General features: G+C 73.7%; 19 protein-coding genes. 5 read left to right on the plus strand and 14 right to left on the minus strand.

Annotation, left to right across the window (positions count from 1 at the left end):
* Positions 1 to 189: 189 nt before the first annotated feature.
* The 5 genes from whiA to uvrA are packed head-to-tail and all read right to left on the minus strand — an operon-like array spanning position 190 to position 7,995.
* Positions 190 to 1,179: a DNA-binding protein WhiA gene (gene whiA / locus BRM3_RS12435; protein WP_263593616.1), complete on the minus strand. Its 990-nt coding sequence runs from the start codon at positions 1,177 to 1,179 to the stop codon at positions 190 to 192.
* Positions 1,163 to 2,266 carry a gluconeogenesis factor YvcK family protein gene (locus BRM3_RS12440; protein ID WP_263593617.1) on the minus strand — a complete coding sequence of 368 codons (1,104 nt, stop codon included), beginning with the start codon at positions 2,264 to 2,266 and terminating at the stop codon, positions 1,163 to 1,165. The genes whiA and BRM3_RS12440 overlap by 17 nt, the downstream gene beginning before the upstream one ends.
* A complete protein-coding gene (gene rapZ / locus BRM3_RS12445) occupies positions 2,263 to 3,168 on the minus strand; it encodes an RNase adapter RapZ (protein WP_263593618.1) in 906 nt (301 codons plus the stop codon). Before rapZ ends, BRM3_RS12440 begins: the two co-directional genes overlap by 4 nt.
* A 30-nt stretch (positions 3,169 to 3,198) precedes the next feature.
* Positions 3,199 to 5,103, minus strand: coding sequence for an excinuclease ABC subunit UvrC (gene uvrC, locus BRM3_RS12450; protein WP_263593619.1), 1,905 nt, complete (start codon positions 5,101 to 5,103; stop codon positions 3,199 to 3,201).
* A gap of 3 nt (positions 5,104 to 5,106) precedes the next feature.
* A complete protein-coding gene (uvrA, locus tag BRM3_RS12455) occupies positions 5,107 to 7,995 on the minus strand; it encodes an excinuclease ABC subunit UvrA (RefSeq protein ID WP_263593620.1) in 2,889 nt (962 codons plus the stop codon).
* Between the two features lie 121 nt (positions 7,996 to 8,116).
* On the opposite strand from uvrA, the gene BRM3_RS12460 reads away from it, so the two are divergent.
* Both BRM3_RS12460 and BRM3_RS12465 read left to right on the plus strand, forming a co-directional pair.
* A complete protein-coding gene (locus BRM3_RS12460; protein WP_263593621.1) occupies positions 8,117 to 8,890 on the plus strand; it encodes an MBL fold metallo-hydrolase in 774 nt (257 codons plus the stop codon).
* A gap of 177 nt (positions 8,891 to 9,067) precedes the next feature.
* Positions 9,068 to 9,499 (plus strand): VOC family protein, encoded by a 432-nt coding sequence (locus tag BRM3_RS12465; protein ID WP_263593622.1) that lies wholly within the window; start codon positions 9,068 to 9,070, stop codon positions 9,497 to 9,499.
* Positions 9,500 to 9,529: 30 nt separating this feature from the next.
* On the opposite strand, the gene BRM3_RS12470 is transcribed toward BRM3_RS12465, so the two are convergent.
* Together BRM3_RS12470 and BRM3_RS12475 are read right to left on the minus strand one after the other, a co-directional pair.
* A complete protein-coding gene (locus BRM3_RS12470) occupies positions 9,530 to 9,787 on the minus strand; it encodes a Txe/YoeB family addiction module toxin (protein ID WP_263595464.1) in 258 nt (85 codons plus the stop codon).
* Position 9,788: 1 nt separating this feature from the next.
* Positions 9,789 to 10,055, minus strand: coding sequence for a type II toxin-antitoxin system Phd/YefM family antitoxin (locus tag BRM3_RS12475; protein ID WP_263593623.1), 267 nt, complete (start codon positions 10,053 to 10,055; stop codon positions 9,789 to 9,791).
* 118 nt (positions 10,056 to 10,173) lie between these two features.
* Between BRM3_RS12475 and BRM3_RS12480 the strand changes: the two genes are divergently transcribed.
* Together BRM3_RS12480 and BRM3_RS12485 are read left to right on the plus strand one after the other, a co-directional pair.
* Positions 10,174 to 11,913 carry a bifunctional 3'-5' exonuclease/DNA polymerase gene (locus BRM3_RS12480; protein WP_263593624.1) on the plus strand — a complete coding sequence of 580 codons (1,740 nt, stop codon included), beginning with the start codon at positions 10,174 to 10,176 and terminating at the stop codon, positions 11,911 to 11,913.
* Positions 11,914 to 11,969: 56 nt separating this feature from the next.
* Positions 11,970 to 12,545 (plus strand): dienelactone hydrolase family protein, encoded by a 576-nt coding sequence (locus BRM3_RS12485; RefSeq protein WP_263593625.1) that lies wholly within the window; start codon positions 11,970 to 11,972, stop codon positions 12,543 to 12,545.
* Between the two features lie 49 nt (positions 12,546 to 12,594).
* Here BRM3_RS12485 and uvrB read toward each other — a convergent pair whose 3' ends face one another.
* Positions 12,595 to 14,703 carry an excinuclease ABC subunit UvrB gene (gene uvrB, locus BRM3_RS12490; RefSeq protein ID WP_263593626.1) on the minus strand — a complete coding sequence of 703 codons (2,109 nt, stop codon included), beginning with the start codon at positions 14,701 to 14,703 and terminating at the stop codon, positions 12,595 to 12,597.
* Between the two features lie 47 nt (positions 14,704 to 14,750).
* Positions 14,751 to 15,362, minus strand: coding sequence for a dephospho-CoA kinase (gene coaE / locus BRM3_RS12495; RefSeq protein WP_263593627.1), 612 nt, complete (start codon positions 15,360 to 15,362; stop codon positions 14,751 to 14,753).
* 57 nt (positions 15,363 to 15,419) lie between these two features.
* Here coaE and BRM3_RS12500 point away from each other — a divergent pair, with 57 nt between their 5' ends.
* A complete protein-coding gene (locus tag BRM3_RS12500) occupies positions 15,420 to 16,304 on the plus strand; it encodes a trimeric intracellular cation channel family protein (RefSeq protein WP_263593628.1) in 885 nt (294 codons plus the stop codon).
* Positions 16,305 to 16,326: 22 nt separating this feature from the next.
* Here the strand turns inward: BRM3_RS12500 and aroD are convergent, their stop codons facing one another.
* From aroD to aroC, 5 genes are read right to left on the minus strand one after another with little or no spacing between them, the layout of a single operon-like run.
* Entirely contained in the window at positions 16,327 to 17,124 is a 798-nt protein-coding gene (aroD, locus tag BRM3_RS12505; RefSeq protein ID WP_263593629.1) for a type I 3-dehydroquinate dehydratase, read from the minus strand.
* Positions 17,121 to 18,011 (minus strand): shikimate dehydrogenase, encoded by an 891-nt coding sequence (gene aroE / locus BRM3_RS12510; RefSeq protein ID WP_263593630.1) that lies wholly within the window; start codon positions 18,009 to 18,011, stop codon positions 17,121 to 17,123. The genes aroD and aroE overlap by 4 nt, the downstream gene beginning before the upstream one ends.
* A 22-nt stretch (positions 18,012 to 18,033) precedes the next feature.
* Entirely contained in the window at positions 18,034 to 19,140 is a 1,107-nt protein-coding gene (aroB, locus tag BRM3_RS12515; protein WP_263593631.1) for a 3-dehydroquinate synthase, read from the minus strand.
* A complete protein-coding gene (locus BRM3_RS12520; protein WP_263593632.1) occupies positions 19,137 to 19,697 on the minus strand; it encodes a shikimate kinase in 561 nt (186 codons plus the stop codon). Before BRM3_RS12520 ends, aroB begins: the two co-directional genes overlap by 4 nt.
* Positions 19,694 to 20,935 carry a chorismate synthase gene (gene aroC / locus BRM3_RS12525; protein ID WP_263593633.1) on the minus strand — a complete coding sequence of 414 codons (1,242 nt, stop codon included), beginning with the start codon at positions 20,933 to 20,935 and terminating at the stop codon, positions 19,694 to 19,696. Before aroC ends, BRM3_RS12520 begins: the two co-directional genes overlap by 4 nt.
* Positions 20,936 to 20,976 lie beyond the last annotated feature (41 nt).

Genomic DNA, 20,976 nt, shown 5'->3' on the forward strand with positions numbered 1-20,976 from the left:
CGTGTGCGCCCGAACGCCTAGAGCCTACCAAGGCGCGACGGGACGATTCGACCCATCCGGAGGGTGGACGCCGGGATCGGCCGCGCCTCGCGCGCGGCTAGCACACACGCGTCGGCGACGCCGCGGCGGAGGTCCCCGACCGCGCCGAGGAGGCCGTGTCGCCGGTCACATCGGGCCGGTCGGCGGGCGTCAGGCAGTGCCGGCGTCGCCGTCCTCGGGCGGGATGCCGGCGTCCGTGCCGGGCAGGCCCAGCTCCTCGGCGTGCTTGTCGGCCATCGCGAGCAGCCGGCGGATGCGCCCGGCCACGGCGTCCTTGGTCATGGGCGGGTCGGCGAGCCGGCCCAGCTCCTCGAGGCTCGCCTGGCGGTGGGCCAGGCGCAGCTCGCCCGCGACGCGCAGGTGGTCGGGCACCTCGGGCCCCAGGATCTCGAGCGCGCGCTCGACGCGGGCGCCCGCCGCGACCGCCGCGCGGGCGCTGCGGCGCAGGTTGGCGTCGTCGAAGTTGGCGAGCCGGTGGGCGGTCGCGCGCACCTCGCGCCGGGTGCGGCGGTCCTCCCAGGCGAGGACGGTCTGGTGGGCTCCCATGTGGGCCAGGAGGGCGGAGATCGCGTCCCCGTCGCGCAGCACGACGCGGTCGGCGCCGCGCGCCTCCCGGGCCTTGGAGGGCACGCCCAGCCGGCGGGCCGCGCCGACCATCGCGAGGGCCACCTCGGGCCCGGGGCACGTGAGCTCGAGGGCGGCGCTGCGGCCGGGCTCGGTCAGCGAGCCGCGGGCCAGGAAGGCGCCGCGCCACGCGGCGGCGGCGTCGGGCATGGCTCCCCCGACGACGGCGGGCGGCATGCCGCGCACGGGGCGGCCGTGGGCGTCGAGCAGTCCGGTCTGGCGGGCGAGCGCTCCCCCGTCGGCGACCACGCGCACGACGTACCGGGTGGTGCGGCGGATGCCGGAGGGGGCGACGACCATGACCTCGCTGCGGTGGCCGTAGACGCCCTGGATCGCCGTCTTGAGGCGGCGGGCCGCGGCCGCGGAGTCGAGGTCGGCCTCGACCACGATCCTGCCGGCCACGAGGTGCAGGCCGCCCGCGAAGCGCAGCATGGCCGCGACCTCGGCCTTGCGGCACGAGGGGCGGGTGATCTCGAGGTGGGCGAGCTCCTCCTTGACGTCACCGGTCAGTGCCATCGTGAGCTCCTTCCTCGGGTCCGGCGGTGGGGGGTGCGTCGGCCCGCGGCTCGTCGGCGGCGCGGTCGTCGACGTCGCCGAACGTGCCGTCGAAGACGTCACGATACGCGGCGGCGAGGCGCACGGGATCGTGGACGGGCATGCCGGCCCCCACCGAGACCTGCCGCAGCAGGGCGCGGATGCCGTGGCTCCGGGCGTGCTCGGCGAGCTCGTAGCTGTCGTCCTGGAGCGTGGGGTCCGCGATCAGGGCGTCGAAGCGCGTGTCCCCGGCGCGTTCGAGGAGCGCGTCGAGCAGGTCGCTGCTGGCCATGCCCGCGGTCTCGCTCGTGCCGGCCGAGAGGTTCATCGTGATGCAACGGCGGGCGGGGCTCGTGCGGATCGCCTCGGCGAGCTCGGGCACCATCAGGTGGGGCAGCACCGAGGTGTACCACGAGCCGGGACCGATGATGATCCAGTCGGCCCCGGCGAGGGCCTCGAGCACCTCGGTCGGCACGGGCGGCTCGGCCGGCAGCAGGTGCAGGTCCTCGACGCGGCCGGTCGCGACGGCCACCTCGGCCTGGCCGCGCACCAGGCGGCCGACGCCGTCGGCGCCGACCACGCGGGCCTCGATGTCGAGCGGCTCGAGCGCCATCGGCAGCACGCGGCCGCGGGCGCCGAGCAGCTCGCCGACCTTGTCGAGCCCCGCGACCGGGTCGCCGAGGATCTGCCACAGGGTGACGATCAGGAGGTTGCCGAGGGCGTGGCCGTCGAGCTCGCCGTCGGTCCGGAAGCGGTGCTGGACGACGTCGCGCCACACGGCGCCCCAGTCGGAGTCCTCGCACAGGGCGGCGAGGGCCATGCGCAGGTCCCCGGGCGGCAGCACGGGCATCTCGGCGCGGATCCGGCCGGAGGAGCCGCCGTTGTCGGCGACGGTGACGACGGCGGTGAGCTCGTCGGCGAGATGGCGCAGCGCGCGCAGGTTCGCGGCGAGGCCGTGGCCGCCGCCGAGGGCGACGACCGACAGTCCCCCCTCGGCGCCGACGGCGGCGTAGGGGGACGAGGGGCGCGGGCGCGGGTGGCCGATGCGGGCGGGGATCCGTGACGTCATTCGCGTCCCAGATCCCGGTGGCGCACCCGGACGGGGTGGCCCATGCGGCGCAGCTCGTCGGCGATGCGCTCGGCGACGGCGACGCTGCGGTGCTTGCCGCCCGTGCAGCCGATCGCGAGCGTCGTGAAGTTCTTGTTCTCGTGCGTGTAGCCGCGCAGCACGGGCGTGATCATCTCGATGTACTTCTCGACGAACTCCTGCGCGTTGGCGTCGCCGAGCACGAACGACGCGACGGGCTCGTCGGTGCCGCGCAGGGGCCGCAGCTCGGGCACCCAGTACGGGTTGGGGATGAAGCGCACGTCCGAGACGTGGTCGGCCTCGATCGGGATGCCGTACTTGAAGCCGAAGGACAGCACGTTGACGGTGAGCGCCTGCTCCTCGGAGGTCCCGAACAGCGAGCGCATCTTCATCGTGAGCTGGTGCACGTTGAGCGGGGAGGTGTCGATCACGACGTCGGCGAGGCGGCGGTACGGGGCCAGCTGCTCGCGCTCGCGGCGGATGCCCTCGAGCACGCCCTCCTCGCCCTGCAGCGGGTGGGGGCGTCGCACCGAGTCGAAGCGGCGCACGAGGGTGTCCTCGTCGGCGGTCAGCATGACCAGCCGGGGACGCAGCTCGGCGGCGCGCAGCTGGCGGACCACGTCGTACAGCTCGGAGAACAGGGGGCCGGAGCGGGGGTCGACGACGACGGCGAAGCGCGGGGGGTGGCCCTCGGTCTGCGCCTGGAGGTCGTACAGGGTGCGGATCAGCTGCGGCGCGATGTTGTAGACGACGTACCAGCCGAGGTCCTCGAGCGCATGCGCGGCGGTCTCGCGCCCGGCGCCGGCCAGGCCCGTGATGATGATGATCTCGCCGGGGCTCGTGGCCTCGGGAGCCGCGGGGCCGGAGGCGGGGTCGGTGCCCATCGTGGGTGCTCCTTCCTTCGGACGCGGAGGTCAGTCGAGGATCTCGCCGGTCGCCATGTCGACGGCCGGGTCGGGCGTATCGGATTGTAGTGCCGAGTGGATCTGCGCCGCGAGCGCGGGGCCGATCCCCGGGACCTCGACGAGCTCGTCCTCGCCGGCCTCGCGGATCGCGCGCACGGTCACGAAGCGGTCGAGCAGGGCACGGCGCCGGGCGGGGCCGAGGCCGGGCACCGCGTCGAGGGCGCTCTCGTGCATCGCGCGCCCGCGCTTGGAGCGGTGGTAGGTGATCGCGAAGCGGTGCGCCTCGTCGCGCAGGCGCTGCACGAGGAACAGGGCCTCGCTCGTGCGGGGCAGGATCACGGGGTGCTCCTCGCCGGGCAGCCAGATCTCCTCGAGGCGCTTGGCGATGCCCGCGAGCGCGATGTCGGTCACGCCCTTGTCGTCCATGGCGCGCTGGGCCGCGGCGACCTGGGGCGGGCCGCCGTCGACGAGGATCAGGGCGGGCGGGTACGCGAAGCGGCGGGCGTCCTCGTCGGTCGCCTCGGGCGGGTGCAGGTGCTTCTCGAGACGGCGCGCGATGACGTCGTACATGGAGGCGGTGTCGTCGCGCGCGGCCTCGCCGTGCACGGCGTAGCGGCGGTACTCGCTCTTGCGGGGCAGGCCGTCCTCGAACACCACCTGGGAGCCGACCACGTTGGTGCCCTGGGAGTGGGAGATGTCGAAGCACTCGATGCGCAGGGGCGGCTCGTCGAGCTCGAGGGCCTCGCCGAGGTCCTCGAGCGCCTTCGAGCGCGCCGTGAGGTCCCCGGCGCGGCGCAGCCGGTGCAGCCGCAGGGCCTCCTGCGCGTTGGTGGTGACGGTGTCCAGCAGCTCCTTCTTCTCGCCGCGCTGGGGCACCCGGAGGTCCACGGCGCGGCCCAGCAGGGCGCGCACGTCCTCGACGTCGGTGGGCATGGTGGGCACGAGCACCTCGTGCGGGACGCCGGTCGCGCCCTCGGCGGCGTCGGCGTACAGGGTGGTCAGGGCCCGCTCGACGAGGTCGGCGGTGGTGGACTCGTCGAGGATCTCGGCGGTCCAGCCGCGCTGGCCGCGGATCCGGCCGCCGCGCACGTGGAAGACCTGGACCGCGGCCTCGAGGTCGTCCTGGGCCAGGCCGATCAGGTCGGCGTCCGTCGAGTCCGAGAGGACCACGGAGTTGCGCTCCATGACCTTGGTGAGAGCGCCGAGGTCGTCGCGCAGGCGCGCGGCGGTCTCGTAGTCCATCGCGGCCGAGGCCTCCCGCATCCGCCGCTCGATCTCGCGCGTGTACTTCGCCGTGTTGCCGGCCATGAAGTCGCAGAACTGCTCGGCGAGGGCGCGGTGGTCCTCCTCGGAGATCTCGCCCGTGCAGGGCGCCGAGCACTTCCCGATGAAGCCGAGCAGGCAGGGCCGGCCCGAGCGTTCGGCGCGGCGGAACACGCCCGCGCTGCACGTGCGCACGGGGAACACGCGCAGCAGCAGGTCCACGGTCTCGCGGATCGCCCACACGTGCGTGTACGGCCCGAAGTAGCGGTCGCCCTTGAGCTTGGCCCGCCGGGTCACGTGGATCCGCGGATAGCGCTCGGCCATCGTGACGGCGAGGTACGGGTAGGACTTGTCGTCGCGGAACTTGACGTTGAACCGCGGGTCGAACTCCTTGATCCACGTGTACTCGAGCGTGAGGGCCTCGACCTCGCTCGTGACGACCGTCCACTCGACCGAGGAGGCGGTCGTGACCATGCGGCGCGTGCGCGGGTGCAGGTTCGCGACGTCCTGGAAGTAGTTGGACAGCCGGGCCCGGAGGTTCTTGGCCTTGCCCACGTAGATGACCCGCGAGTCCGCGTCGCGGAAGCGGTACACGCCCGGCCGGGTGGGGATGGTCCCCGGGGCCGGGCGGTAGGTGGCGGGATCGGCCATGGCTCAGGCCCCCGTGCCCACGGGTGCCTTCCGCGTGGGCGTGGACGAGGCGGCAACCGCGAGCACGGGCGCGAGGAAGCGCCCGGTGTGCGAGGCGGCGCACGCGGCGATCTGCTCCGGGGTGCCGGTCGCGACCACCCGGCCGCCGCCGCTGCCGCCCTCGGGCCCGAGGTCGATCACGTGGTCGGCGCTCTTGATGACGTCGAGGTTGTGCTCGATGACGATGACGGTGTTGCCCTTGTCCACGAGCCCCTGCAGCACGTCGAGCAGCTTGCGCACGTCCTCGAAGTGGAGGCCCGTGGTGGGCTCGTCGAGCACGTACACGGTACGGCCCGCGGAGCGCTTGTGCAGCTCCGAGGCGAGCTTGACGCGCTGGGCCTCGCCGCCCGAGAGGGTCGGGGCGCTCTGGCCCAGGCGCACGTAGCCGAGGCCCACGTCGCACAGGGTCTGGAGCTGACGGTGGATCGCGGGGACCGCCTCGAAGAACTCGACGGCCTCGTCGATCGGCATGTCGAGCACCTCGGCCACGTTCTTGCCCTTGAAGTGGACCTCGAGGGTCTCCCGGTTGTAGCGGGCGCCGTGGCAGACCTCGCACTGGACGTAGACGTCCGGCAGGAAGTTCATCTCGATCTTGATGGTGCCGTCGCCCGAGCACGCCTCGCAGCGGCCGCCCTTGACGTTGAAGGAGAAGCGACCCGCCTTGTACCCGCGCACCTTGGCCTCGGTGGTCTGGGCGAACAGGGTGCGGACGCGGTCCCACACGCCCGTGTACGTCGCGGGGTTCGAGCGCGGGGTGCGGCCGATCGGCGACTGATCGACGTGGACCACCTTGTCGAGATGCTCGAGGCCGGTCACACGCTTGTGGCGGCCCGGGACGACGCGGGCGCGGTTGAGGTCGCGCGCGAGCACCTGGTACAGGATGTCGTTGACGAGCGTGGACTTGCCCGAGCCCGAGACGCCGGTGACCGCCGTGAAGGTGCCGAGCGGGAAGTCGACGTCCATGCCCGTGAGGTTGTTCTCCCGCGGGCCGACGACCGTGAGGGTGCGCTCGTCATCCAGCGGGCGGCGCACCGGCGGGACGGGGATCGCCAGCTCGCCGGCGAGGTAGCGCCCGGTGAGCGAGCGCGGATTGGTCTTGAGCCCCTCGACGGAGCCCGAGTGGATGACCTCTCCCCCGTGCTCGCCGGCGAGGGGGCCGATGTCCACGACCCAGTCGGCGGCGTTCAGGGTGTCCTCGTCGTGCTCGACGACGATGAGCGTGTTGCCGAGGTCGCGCAGGCGCGTGAGGGTGGAGATGAGGCGCTCGTTGTCCCGCTGGTGAAGGCCGATCGACGGCTCGTCGAGCACGTAGAGCACGCCCACGAGGCCCGAGCCGATCTGCGTGGCCAGGCGGATGCGCTGCGCCTCGCCGCCCGAGAGGGTGCCTGCGGCGCGGCCGAGGTTCAGGTAGTCCAGGCCGACGTCGAGCAGGAAGCCCAGGCGCGCCTGGATCTCGCGCAGCACCTCCGCGGCGATCTGGCGCTCGCGCTCGCCGAGCTCGAGCGCGCCGAGGAACTCGGCGGCGTGGGAGATCGACATGTCGCACACCTCGGCGATGCTGCGCCCGCCCACGGTGACCGCGAGGATCTCGGGGCGCAGGCGCGCCCCGCGGCACGCGGGGCACGGGACCTCGCGCATGAACTGCTCGTAGCGCTCCTTGGCCCAGTCGGACTCCGTGTCCTCGTGGCGGCGCTGGAGGTAGTGCAGCACGCCCTCGAAGCCCGTGGAGTACGTGCGCTCCCGCCCGAAGCGGTTGCGGTAGCGCACGTGGACCTTGTGGTCCTTGCCGTTGAGCAGGGCGTCCTTGGCGCGCTGGGGCAGAGCCCGCCACGGGGTGTCCATCGAGAACGCGAGGTCCTCCGCGAGGCCCGTCATCACCTGCTGGTGGTAGTCGGCGTGGCCCATGGTCCACGGGGCGATCGCGCCCTCGGCGAGCGTGAGGTCCTCGTCGGGGACCACGAGCTCGGGGTCGACCTCGAGGCGCATGCCGATGCCGGTGCACTCGGGGCACGCGCCGTAGGGGGCGTTGAAGGAGAACGAGCGGGGCTCGATGTCGTCCAGCGCGAGCGGGTGGTCGTTGGGGCACGCGCGCTTCTCGGAGTAGCGGCGCTCGCGGTCCTCGGCGCCCTCCTCGCGGTCCACGAAGTCCGCGATCATGAGGCCCTCGGCCAGGCGCAGGGCGGTCTCGACGGAGTCGGTCAGGCGGCGCCGCGCATCGGACTTGGCCGCGAGGCGGTCGATGACCACCTCGATCGTGTGCTTGAACTTCTTGTCGAGATCGATCTCCTCGTCGAGGCGGCGCACCTGCCCGTCGATGCGGGCGCGGGCGTAGCCCTGGGAGCGCAGCGAGCTCAGGAGGTCGGCGTGCTCGCCCTTGCGGCCGCGCACCACGGGCGCCAGGATCTGGAAGCGCGTGCCCTCCTCGAGCCCGAGCAGGTTGTCGACGATCTGCTGGGGGCTCTGGCTCGCGACCACCTCGCCGCACACGGGGCAGTGCTGGGTGCCGGTGCGGGAGAACAGCAGGCGCAGGTAGTCGTACACCTCGGTGATGGTGCCGACGGTGGAGCGCGGGTTGCGGTTCGTGGACTTCTGGTCGATCGAGACCGCGGGCGAGAGGCCCTCGATGAAGTCGACCGACGGCTTGTCCATCTGGCCCAGGAACTGGCGGGCGTAGGCCGAGAGCGACTCGACGTAGCGCCGCTGGCCCTCCGCGAAGATCGTGTCGAACGCGAGGGACGACTTGCCCGAGCCGGAGAGGCCCGAGAACACCACCAGCTTGTCGCGGGGGATCTCGATGTCGACGTTCTTCAGATTGTGCTCGCGCGCACCGCGGACGACCAGGGTTTCACTCACCGCGCCATCGTACGGGGGCGTCCCGACAGTCCGCCGTGACGATCCGCGCACTCCGCGGGGAGCGAACGCCGCGCGCCCCGGTGCAGCGCCGTGTGCGCACCGGACCTGCCAGACTGGCCCGATGGACGAGGACCGGACTGCACGCGGCGCCGCATCGGACGACGCCTCCACCGACGCACGCACCGACGCGCCGACCGCTGGGTCGGTCGGCCCCGAGGGCTACACCGGCGACGTCGCCGAGGGCGGCGCGAGCGACGCGCGGGTGCTTCCCTCGCTCGTGATCCGCAAGGCGTCGGTCGGCTCGATGGACAACAACGCCTACCTCCTCACGTGCCGCTGCTCGGGCGCGCAGATGCTCATCGACGCGGCGGCCGACGCCCCGCGCCTCATGCGCCTGGTGCGCGAGGGCTCCCCCGCCTCGCGGCTGGACACCGTCGTGACCACGCACTCCCACCACGACCACGTCGGCGCGCTCGCCGCGGTGGTGCGCCAGACCGGCGCGCGCACGGCCGCGGGGGCCGACGACGTCGCCGTGATCGAGGAGCAGACCCAGGTGGAGACCGGCACGCCGCTGTCCGACGGCGACGTGATCCGTGTGGGCGTGCACGACCTCGAGGTGATCGGCCTGCGCGGCCACACGCCCGGCTCGATCGCCCTGCTGTGGCGCGGCGGGGACGACGGCGACCACCTGTTCACGGGCGACTCCCTGTTCCCGGGCGGCGTCGGCGCGACCAAGGGCGACGCGGACCGCTTCGCCCAGCTGATCGACGACGTCGAGCACCGGATCTTCGATCGCCTGCCCGACGAGACCTGGGTCTACCCCGGCCATGGCGCCGACACCACGCTCGGCGCCGAGCGCCCCCACGTGCCCGCCTGGCGCGAGCGGGGCTGGTGAGCCGAGGGCTCCCCCTTCCTTCTGACCCGGGTGGTCCTACGCTGGGCGCATGACCGAGAACACGGTCGAGAACACGACCGAGCACACCGCCCTGCCCCGCGGCATCCAGCACATCGGCGTCACCGTCCCCGACCTCGAGGAAGCGACCCGCTTCCTGAGGAGGGCCTGGGCGCCCAGGTGGCGTACGACGGGCTCACGCCCGACGACGAGCCCCGTTCCGGGCCGGAGGTGGAGCGCCAGCTCGGCCTCCCGCGCGGGGCTGCCATCCACCGCCAGCGCATGTTCGTGATCGGCGAGGGCCCGGGGCTCGAGGTCTTCGAGATCTCCGGAGAGCAGCGCCCCGCCTCCGGTCTCGCCGACCTCGGCCTCAACCACATCTCGCTGTACTGCGACGACATCGAGGGCTCGCTCGCGCGCCTGGTCGCCGCCGGCGGCAGGGCACTCTCGGAGGTGCACGGCAACAGCCGGCACGAGGACACCGAGGGCAACGGCTCGGTCTACGTCGAGGCGCCCTGGGGGATGCTCATCGAGCTGCAGACCATCCCCGGCGGGCACTACTACCCCGCCGACTCCGAGTCCGAGGTGTGGATGCCGTCGCCCCGCTCGTGAGCGGGCGCGGCGGGACGGCGCGTCGACCGGTCAGCGGTAGTGGTACCGGCACGCCGCGATGCGCACCTCGTCGCCTTCGATCTTGTAGACGAGGCGGTGCTCGTCGGTGATGCGGCGGGACCAATAGCCCGCGAAGTCATGCTTCAGGGCCTCGGGCTTGCCGATGCCGTCGTGGCCGTTGCGGGAGATGTCCTGGATGAGCGTGTTGATCCGCCGCAGGGTCTTGCGATCCTGCGACTGCCACCAGAGGTAGTCGTCCCAGGCGCTCGAGCTCCAGACGAGGAGCACCTCACGCGTCGCCATCGACGTCGACGAGCTCGTGACGCGCCCCGCGGCCGCCCTCGAGCTGCTCCATGGCATCCAGCAGGCGGCGGGCGTTGGCGGGCGACCGCATCAGATACGCCGTCTCGCGCAGGGACTCGTAGTCGTCGAGGGACACGATGACGACGGGCTCGTGCCCGGCGCGCGTGATGACCACTTCCTCACGGTCCGCGACGACGCCGTCCAGGACCTCGGCGTACCGTGCGCGAGATTCCGTGTAGCTGAGCGTCTTCATGGTGCGCCTCCGGTGGAACTCGGCCGCCAGAAGCGGCTTGGTGTACAGAAAACTGTACAGCGGCAGAGCTGACGGAGCAATGCTCGCCACCTCCCGCACCTTCCCTAGGATTCTCCCCATGCCGCGCTCCGTCCTCCTCGCCCGCGAGGCCGACGGGCACCCGGTGATCGTGCCGCTCGATGAGGCCGGCGCCCCGCTCGGGGACGGCCCGCCCGAATCCGTCGAGCCCGCCGATCTCCCCGACCGCGTCGCCGAGCTCGAGGCGGACCACGCGCCCCGTTGGGTGCTGCCCGACACCCCCGCCCGGTACGACGCCCTGCTCGGCGCCGGCGTGCGGATCGGGCGCTGCCACGATCTGCGGCTCGCCCATGCGATCCTCGCGAACTCCGAGCTCGTGGCCGACACGACGCCGCTGCGCGCGGCCGACGGCTGGTCGGTCCCGCTCGACCCGGCCGCCGGAACGGCTCCGGCCGGCGAGTCGGGGGCGACGTTGTTCGACCTCGACAGCGCGCCCGCGGGCGGGGTGCCGGACGATGCCGGCGAGGCTCTCGCCGAGCTCGCCCGCCAGAGCGCCGCGATCGACGGCTCCGCCGACCCGTCGCGCCTGCGACTGCTGGTCGCCGCCGAGTCGGCCGGCGCGCTCGTGGCCGCGGAGATGCGCGCCGCCGGGATCCCGTGGGACGTCGCCGAGCACGACAGGATCCTCACCGATTTGCTCGGCCCGCGGCCCTCGCCAGGCCAGGCGCCCGCGCGCATGGCGGAGGTCGGCGCCGAGGTCCGCGCCGCGCTCGGCGACCCCCTGGTGCCGCTCGACTCCCCGCCGCGGCTCCTGCGCGCCCTGCACCGTGCGGGCATCGACGTCGCCTCCACCTCGAAGTGGGAGCTGACCGGCATCGAGCATCCTGCGATCGATCCCCTCCTGCGCTACAAGGCGATGTCGCGCCTGCTCACCGCCAACGGGTGGGCGTGGATCGACGAGTGGGTGCACGAGGGGCGCTACCGCCCCGTGTACGTGCCGGGCGGCGTCGTGACGGGCCGCTGGGCCTCGAGCGGCGGCGGCGCGCTGCAGATCCCCCGGCGCCTGCGCCCGGCCGTGTGTGCCGACCCCGGCTGGGTGCTCGTCGCCGCCGACGTCTCCCAGCTCGAGCCGCGGGTCCTCGCCGCGATGTCGGGGGATGCCGCGATGGCGCAGGCCGGCGCCGGGCGCGACCTGTACGCCGTGATCGTCGAGGAAGGGGTCGTGGCCACGCGCCAGGAGGCCAAGGTGGGCGTGCTCGGCGCGCTGTACGGCGGCACCAGCGGCGATGCCGGCCGGGTGGTCGCGCGCCTGCGCTCCACCTTCCCCGCGGCGATGGGCCTGGTCGACAGAGCGGCCGCAGCGGGAGAGCGCGGCGGAACGGTCACCACGCTGCTCGGGCGCTCCTCTCCCCCGCCCCCGCCGGAGTGGTCCGCATTCCAGGCGAGCGCGCACGGCGCCGACGCCGCCCCGGGCGAGGGCGAGCGCGCGCGGCGCATCGCGCGGGACCGTGGCCGCTTCACCCGCAACTTCGTGGTCCAGGGCACCGCCGCCGAGTGGGCCCTGTCCTGGATGGCGCTGCTCCGTGCCCGGCTCGCGGCGCTTCCCGAGGCGGCCGCCGAGCATGCGGCGACCGCATCGGGGCCCGTGTTCTCACGCCGCGCGCACCTCGTGCACTTCCTGCACGACGAGGTGCTGGTCCACGCGCCCGCCGAGCAGGCCGACTCCGCCGCCGATGCCATCCGCGCGGCGGCCGAGGCCGCGGGCCGGCTCCTGTTCCCGGGCTCGGAGGTCGACTTCCCGCTCGAGCTCACGGTCTCCGAGCGGGGTACGGCGAAGTAGGTATTGCTGAGCGGGGCGCCCGCCGCTCGTCGTCATCTCGGGGTAGCGTGCCGCCCATGAGCTCCCTCACCCTGTTCCATCACGTCCGCGGCCTCACCCCGGGCGTGCGCGAGCTCGCCGAGCGCCTGCGGGCGGCGGGCCACGAGGTCCGCACCCCGGACCTGTTCGACGGGCGCACCTTCGCCTCGATCGAGGAGGGCTTCACCCACGTGCAGTCCCTCGGGTTCGACGCGGTCACCGCGCGGGGCGTCGCCGCCTTCGCCGAGCACCCGACCGACGCCGTCGGCGGGCTCTCCCTCGGCGCCATGCCCGCCCAGACGGTCCTGCAGACCGTGCCGGGGGTGCGCGCCGGGATCCTCCTGCACGCGTTCATCGACCCGGAGCAGCTGGACGGCACGCTGCCGGCGGGGGTTCCGGTGCACGTCCACGGCGCGGCGGAGGATCCGTTCTTCGTCGAGGAGGGCGATCTCGACGCGGCCCGTGCGTGGAGCGCCGCCCACCCCGAGGTGGTCGTGGCCGTGCACCCGGGATCGGGCCACCTGTTCACCGACTCCTCGACGGAGGACTTCGACCCGGTCGAGACCGACGCCGTGGTCGCCGACATGACAACGCTGCTGGACCGGATCGGCTGACCCGTCCGGCCATCCCGGCCGGCTCACCCCGCCGGCGGAAGGGTTCGGGTCAGGCGCCGCCGCCCTGGACCTGCCGCAGCTCCTTCTTCAGCTCCCCCACCTCGTCGCGCAGCCGCGCCGCGACCTCGAACTGCAGGTTCTCGGCGGCCGCGTGCATCTGGGCCGTCATCTCGTCGATCATCGCGGTGAGCGCACCCACCGGGTCGTCCCCGAGGTCCACGGTGCGGGAGCCGACGTTGTCGAGCACCTGCGCCCGTGCCCGATCCCGCGCCACGCGGTCCTTCCCGGAGCGGTAGTCCGTGGCCATGAGGGTCTCGGTGTCGATGTCCTCGCGGGCGAGCATGTCCGTGACGTCGGCGATCTTCTTGCGCAGCGGCGTCGGGTCGATCCCGTGCTCGGTGTTGTAGGCGATCTGCTTCTCGCGGCGGCGGTTGGTCTCGTCGATCGCGTCCCGCATCGAGTCGGTGACGGTGTCGGCGTACATGTGCACCTGGCCGGAGACGTTGCGGGCCGCGCGGCCGATCGTCTGGATGAGCGACGTGCGCGAGCGCAGGAAGCCCTCCTTGTCGGCGTCGAGGATCGCCACGAGGGACACCTCGGGCAGGTCGAGGCCCTCGCGCAGCAGGTTGATGCCGACGAGCACGTCGAACTCGCCCAGGCGCAGGGAGCGCAGCAGCTCGACGCGACGCAGGGTGTCGACGTCGGAGTGGAGGTACTGCACGCGCACCCCGTTGTCGAGCAGGTAGTCGGTGAGGTCCTCGGCCATGCGCTTGGTCAGGGTGGTCACGAGCACGCGCTCGTCGCGCTCGACCCGGGTGGCGATCTCGGCGCGCAGGTCGTCGATCTGACCCTTGACCGGCTTGACGATGACCTCGGGGTCGATCAGGCCGGTGGGGCGGATGATCTGCTCGACCACCCCGTCGGAGCGCTCGAGCTCGTACGCGGCGGGCGTCGCCGAGAGGTAGACCGTCTGTCCCACGCGCTCGGTGAACTCCGAGAACGTGAGAGGACGGTTGTCGAGCGCCGACGGGAGGCGGAAGCCGAAGTCGACGAGCGTGCGCTTGCGCGAGCGGTCCCCCTCGTACATCGCGCCGATCTGCGGGACCGTCACGTGGGACTCGTCGAGCACGAGCAGGAAGTCCTCGGGGAAGTAGTCCAGGAGCGTGTTGGGCGGCGTGCCCGGCCCGCGCCCGTCGAGGTGGCGCGAGTAGTTCTCGACGCCGTTGGTGGTGCCCATCTGGCGCAGCATCTCGAGGTCGTGGGTGGTGCGCATGCGCAGGCGCTGCGCCTCGAGCAGCTTGTTCTGGCTCTCGAGCTCGGTCAGGCGCTCCCCCAGCTCCGACTCGATCGAGTCGATCGCGCGGGCCAGCCGCTCGGGGCCGGCCACGTAGTGCGAGGCGGGGAAGATGTGGATCTGCTCCTCGGCCCGGATCACCTCGCCGGTCACCGGGTGCAGCGTGTAGAGCGCGTCGATCTCGTCGCCGAAGAACTCGATGCGGATCGCGAGCTCCTCGTACATGGGGATGATCTCGACGGTGTCCCCGCGCACCCGGAAGGTGCCGCGCACGAAGGACGTGTCGTTGCGGTCGTACTGCATGTCCACGAAGCGGCGCAGCAGGTCGTCGCGGTCGACCTGGTCGCCGACCGTGAGCAGCTCCATGCGGTCGACGTACTCCTGCGGCGTGCCCAGGCCGAAGATGCAGCTGACCGAGGAGACGACGATCGTGTCGCGCCGGGTGAGCAGCGAGTTCGTCGCGCTGTGGCGCAGCCTCTCGACCTCGGCGTTGATGGCCGAGTCCTTCTCGATGTAGGTGTCCGACTGCGGCACGTACGCCTCGGGCTGGTAGTAGTCGTAGTACGAGACGAAGTACTCGACCGCGTTGTGCGGCAGGAGCTCCCGGAACTCGCTCGCGAGCTGTGCGGCGAGGGTCTTGTTGTGCGCCATCACGAGGGTCGGCCGCTGCAGCTTCTCGATCAGCCACGCGGTGGTCGCGCTCTTGCCGGTGCCGGTCGCGCCGAGCAGCACCACGTCGCGCTCGCCGTCCTGGATCCGCTGGGCGAGCTCCGCGATGGCCTGGGGCTGGTCCCCCGAGGGCTGGTACTCCGAGACCACCTCGAAGGGGATCGAGGAGCGAGGGATGTCGGTGACGGGGCGCATGGTGCCGAGCCTACGTCCCACCCCCGACGGTCGAGCCGCTGCTCCGCTCAGGGCGCAAGCTCGGCGAGCGCGGCCGCGAGGGCGCGGCGAGCCCGCTCCCCCAGCACCGTGCGCCCCGCGTTGTTGAGGATCAGGCGGTCGCAGCGCCGGATGCGCTCGAGGTCGCTCGCCTGCGCCGCGAGCACCCCGGCCACGTACTCGACGGTGCGGCCGCGGTCGCGCACCACGCGCGCGATGCGCTCGCGGCGCGGCGCGAGCACCCCGACCACGGCGTCGTAGTCGCCGTCGCGCTCCTTCTCGAGCAGCAGCGGGCTGTCGTGCACCACGACCGCGTGGCCGGCGGCGCGGGCGGCGCGCTCCTCGGCGGCGACGGCGTCGTCGACACGGGACAGCACGATGGCCTCGAGATCGGCGCGGGCCGCGGCGTCGGCGAACACGAGCGCGGCCAGGGCGCCGCGGTCGATCGTGCCGGTGGGCAGGCGGAACTCCTCGCCGAAACGCGCGACGGCCTCCTCGACGCCGGGACCGGGCACGTCGAGCACCGCCCGCGAGTGCGCGTCGAGGTCGATCACGGGCACGCCGTCGGCGCGCCAGATGTCCGCGACCGTCGACTTGCCGGCTCCGATGCCGCCCGTCAGGCCGATCCGCGTGAGGTCCATCCCCGCAGTCTAGGAAGGCGGGCCGCCGCCGTGGCGCGGCCACTAGGCTCGGGAGCCGTGACGCCCGATCAGCTGCTGGCCGACAACGACCTCCTGCGCGCCCTCGACCTGATCGGCGTCGTGGTCATGGGGATCACGGGCGGCGCGCTCGCGAGCCGGCTGCGCTTCGACGCGGTCGGCTTCGCCGTGATCGGCATCGTGTCCGGTCTGGGCGGCGGGATCCTGCGCGATCTCATCCTCGACCAGGCCGTGCCCGCGGCGTTCTCGGGCCCGTGGTACCTCGTGTGCGCCCTGAGCGGGGCAGCGTTCTCGTACGTCGTGGCGGCCGAGGGCCGCAGCCTGCGGCGCGCGATGACGGTGCTCGACGCCCTCGCCCTGGGGCTGTGGGCCGCCTCCGGCACGGCGAAGTCGCTCACCGCGGGGCTCGACGTGCTCCCGGCCGTGCTGCTGGGCGTCGTCTCGGCGGTCGGCGGCGGCGCGATCCGCGACGTCATGGTCGGGCGCATCCCCGCCATCTTCGGCGGCAGCCCCCTGTACGCGACGACGGCGCTCGTCACGGCGATCGCGACCTGGGCGACCCTGGCCCTGCGGCTGCCGGCGTGGACGATCCTGGTGGCGGTCGCCCTCGGCTCGGGCCTCGCGCTCGTCTCGGCGTGGCGGCAGTGGGGCCTGCCCCGCCACCAGGAGTGGCAGGTGACGCTCTCGGCGACCCAGATGAAGGCGCTCGTGCGGCGCGTGCGGCGCAGCGAGCGCCGCCGGGTCGCGACCGAGACCTCGGGGCTTCCGGCCGTCGCCGATGCCGGTGAGCGCGACGATCTCGCGCGGGACACGGGCGCGCTCGACGACACCGCCGACGACTGGGCCGGCGCCGACGGCTCGGGCGAGGGCCTGCTCGATCCGGGCCTCGGCACGCCGTCGCCCGAGCGCCCCGACCGCTCCTGAGGCGGGCTGGTCCGGCGGTCCGTCAGGGCTGCAGGGCGTCGAGTGCCGCCGCGAGCGCGTCGACGTCGATCTGCCCGGGGGCGGAGGCGGCTCCGACGGTGCCGAAGGTCGCGGCGGAGCCGAAGGTCGCGCCGCTCACGCGGGAGACGGCGCCGAGGGGCCCCATGCTCATCGTGATGACGGGTCCGGTCGCGTGGCGGCTGTGCATGGTCCACGTCGCGCGCAGCAGGGTCAGCACGTCCGCGGGGTCGCGCGGCATGGCCGCGAGCTTGGCGATGTCGGCGCCGAGCTCCTGCATGCGCCGCAGCCGGGCCACGATCTCCTCCTCCTCGGGGGTCGCCTCGAAGTCGTGGTTCGAGGCGACGACGAGGACGCCCGCGGCGTGCGCGGCGGAGACGATCGTGCGCACCGCGTGCTCGTCGCGGAAGGCCTCGACGTCGATCAGGTCGGCGACGCGGGCCGCGCAGAGCGCGGCCAGCAGGTCCCTGTAGTCGTCGTCGGCGAGGGCCCGGGCCCCGCCCTCGGCAGCGGTGCGCAGCGTGAGCAGGAGCGGCATGCCCGGGCCCTCCGGCGCGGCCGCGTCGAGGACGGAGCGGACGCGCCGCGCCCCGTCGAGGACCGCGGCCCGGTAGGCGCCGAGATCGGTCACGTCCGTCGCGAAGCGGTCGATGCGCCATTCGACGAGGTCGACGGGCCGGCCGGCGAGCGCGGCCGCGTCGTCGAGCAGCTCGTCGGGGCCCGCGGAGGTGAGGGGCACGATGATCGCGGGCCGGCCGGCGCCGATCTCGACGCCGCGCACGGTCAGGCTCCCGGCGGTCATCGGCTCTCCTCCTCGTCCATGTGCGCGCGCACCACGTCGAGCGGCATCTCCTGTCCGGTCCACAGCCGGAAGGAGGCGGCGCCCTGATGGAACATCATGCCCAGTCCGTTCATGACGCGACAGCCGGCGGCCTCGGCGTGCCGCAGGAGGAGCGAGCGCTCCGGGGCGTAGACGACGTCGGAGACGAACAGGTCCGGCCGCAGCACGGCGGGGTCCGGGAGCGGGGACAGGTGCGCGAGGGCGCCCATGCCGACCTCGGTCGCGTTGGCCAGGACGTGGGACTCGGCGACGGCGGCGCGCAGCGCGGGGAGGTCCTCGAGGTCGTGGAGCGTGATGTCGGTGCCGGTGCCCTCCCGCACGGTCGCCACGATCTGCTCGCCGTGCGCGAAGAAGCGGTCCCGGCGGTTGAACAGCCGGATCGCCCGGGCGCCGTCGAGAGCGCACTGGACGGCGATCGCGGTCGCCGCCCCTCCCGCGCCGAGCAGGGTGAGCGTCGCGCCCGCGACCTCCACGCCCCGTTCGCGCAGCGCGGCGACGTAGCCGACGCCGTCGGTGTTCTCGCCGCGCAGCCGTCCGCCGACGCGGACGACCGTGTTGCACGCGCCGATCAGCCGCGCGGCGTCGGAGATCTCGTCGAGCAGCGGCACGATCGACATCTCGTGGGGCATCGACACGTTGAAGCCGCGCGCGCCGAGTGCGGCGAGTCCGGCGACGGCGGCCGCGAGCCCGTCCTCGTCGACCTCGAAGGCGAGGTAGGCCGCGTCGATCCCAAGGTGCGCGAGGGCCAGGTTGTGCATGCGCGGGCTGCGGCTGTGGCGGATGGGATCGGCGATCAGGGCGATCAGCTCGGTGCGCCCCGTGATGCGCTCGTGGATCTCGTCGGGCACGGCAGGCTCCCCCGGTCCGCCGTCAGGCGCCGGGTTCCCCGTCGTGCGCGGTGATCGAGTCGTAGGCCGCGAGCAGGAGGGCGGGGTCGGGGCCCTCGAGGCGGGTCGGGCGCCCGATCGCGTCGAGCACGATGAAGCGCAGCATGCCGGCGCGCGTCTTCTTGTCGCGGCGCATCGCGTCCTCGAGCTTGGGCCACTGGCGGTCGCGGTAGGTGGTGGGCAGGCCGAGGGCGGTGAGGATGCGCCGGTGCCGGTCGACGTCCGTCTCGCGCAGCTTGCCGGCCAGGTGCGACAGCTCGGCGGCGAACATCATGCCCACGGACACGGCCGCGCCGTGGCGCCACTGGTAGCGCTCGTTGCGCTCGATGGCGTGGCCGAGGGTGTGCCCGTAGTTGAGGAACTCGCGCCGCCCGGTGTCGGACTCCGTGAGGTCCTCGGAGACGACGTCGGCCTTGACGGCGATCGCGCGCTCGACGACCTCCCGGAACGCGTCGCTGCCGACGTCGAGCAGGGCGGCGGGGTCGGCCTCGGCGATCTCGAGGATGCGCTCGTCGGCGATGAAGCCGGCCTTGACGGCCTCGGCGAGGCCCGCGGCGACGTCGTGGGCGCCGAGGCCGCCGAGCACGTCGAGGTCCGCGATCACGGCGATCGGGGGATGGAACGCGCCGACCAGGTTCTTGCCCTCGGCGGTGTTGATGCCCGTCTTGCCGCCCACCGCGGCGTCGACCATCGCGGCGACCGTGGTGGGGACCTGCAGCACGTCCACGCCCCGCAGCCAGGTGGCCGCGACGAAGCCGGCGAGGTCGGTCGCGGCGCCCCCGCCGAAGCCGATCACGAGGTCCTTGCGTCCGATCTCGGCCTGTCCGCACACCTGCCACAGGAAGCCCGCGACCTGCGCGGTCTTGGCCTCCTCGCCGTCGGGGATCTCGGCGACGAAGGCCTCGCAACCGCTCGCCGCGATCGTCTCGCGCAACCGGCCCGCGAGGTCCCGCAGCGGCGCCTGATGCACGATCACGACCCGCCGTGCCCGCTCCGGGACGTGGGCGGACACGTCGGCGAGAAGACCGCGTCCGACGAGCACGGGGTAGGAGCCGGTGGGCGTGGAGACGGTGATGGTGGTGGCGGTCATGCATCCTCCTGCGGGATCTGCCGGGGGTCGTCGAGGGCTGCGGCGATGGAGCGGGCGAGGGCGTCGGGCGTGCTCGAGGCGCCGTCGACCGTGTGCACGGCGAGGGCGCGATAGGCGGGCATCCGGGCCGCGGTGATCGTGCGCCATCGCAGCACGGGGTCCTCCCCGGCGAGCAGAGGGCGCCCGGCGCCGCCGCGCAGGCGGGACGCGGCGGCGTGCTCGTCGATCTCGATGAGCACGACGTGGTGGCCGGCGAGCGAGGCCGCGCTGCGCGGCGTGAGCGGTGCGCCGCCGCCGAGCGAGAGCACGCCGCCGTGGCGCCCGAGCAGCTGGGCCAGGGCGTCGGCCTCCCGCTCGCGGAAGCCGCTCTCGCCGTGCGCGGCGAAGATCTCGGGGATGGGTCCATGGCGCGCCTCGATCTCGTGGTCGAGGTCGACGAACGGGACGTGCCACAGCCGCGCGAGGGCCCGGCCCACGCTCGTCTTGCCGGCCGCCATCGGCCCGATCAGGATCGCGCGCGGCCGCAGGCCCGCCGGGGAGGGCTCGGTGGCGCTCACCGCGCGCTGTCGCCGCGGGCGGCGTCCTGCAGCGCGCCCGTCGCCTCCAGGTGACGCCGGATCTCGGCGACGGAGTCCCCGCCGGCCTTCTCGAGCAGGGCGTCGGCGAGCGTGAGCGCCACGACCGCCTCGGCGATCACGGCGGCGGGCGCGACGGCGCACACGTCGGAGCGCTGATGGTTGGCGGTCGCGGCCTCACCGGTGGCGACGTCCACGGTGCGCAGCGCGCGCGGGACCGTCGAGATGGGCTTGAGGGCGCCGCGCACCCGGATCACCTGGCCGTTGCTCATGCCGCCCTCGAGGCCGCCCGCCCGGTTGGACACGCGCGTGGTGCCCGCCGCGGAGCCCGCGCCGGCGGTGGGCACGATCTCGTCGTGGGCGTGCGAGCCGCGACGCGCGGCGGTCGCGAAACCGTCGCCGATCTCGACGCCCTTCATCGCCTGGATGGACATGACGGCCTGGGCCAGCCGGCCGTCGAGGCGGCGGTCCCACTGAGTGTGCGAGCCGAGCCCCACGGGCGTGCCGTAGGCGAGCACCTCGACCACGCCGCCGAGGGTGTCGCCGTCCTTCTGGCAGGCGTCGACCTCGGCGACCATCGCCTGGGAGGTCCCGGCGTCGAAGCAGCGCAGGGGATCCTCGTCGAGCCGGGCCGCGTCCTCGGGGGTGGGCAGGGCGGCGTCCTCGGGCACCCGCACGGGGCCGACGGCGAGGGTGTGCGAGACGAGCCGGACCCCGGCCGCCTGCTCGAGCAGCGCGGCGGCGATGCCGCCGGCGACCACCCGGGCCGCGGTCTCGCGCGCGCTCGCGCGCTCGAGCACGGGCCGGGCCTCGGCGAGGCCGTACTTGAGCATGCCCGCGAGGTCGGCGTGACCGGGGCGCGGCCGCGTCAGGGGGCGGTTGCGGGCGATCTCGCGTTCGTCGCCCGTGCCGGCGTCGACCAGCAGGTCCCCGCGCGCGACGGGGTCGGCGGCCATCACCTTCTCCCACTTGGGCCATTCGCTGTTGCCGATCTCGACGGCGAGCGGCGAGCCCATGGTCACGCCGTGGCGCACGCCCGAGACGATGCGCACGACGTCCTGCTCGAACTTCTGGCGGGCGCCGCGCCCGTAGCCCAGGCGGCGGCGCGCGAGCACGGCGCGCAGGTCGTCGGTGGTCAGCTCGATCCCGGCGGGCACGCCGTCGAGGAGCGCGATCAGGGAGGGGCCGTGGGATTCCCCGGCGGTGAGCCATCGGAGCATGGTCGCGATTCTCTCACGCCCCCTTCCGGCTCCGCGCGGGC

The sequence above is a fragment of the Brachybacterium huguangmaarense genome, assembly GCF_025725725.1.
Classification (GTDB): domain Bacteria; phylum Actinomycetota; class Actinomycetes; order Actinomycetales; family Dermabacteraceae; genus Brachybacterium; species Brachybacterium huguangmaarense.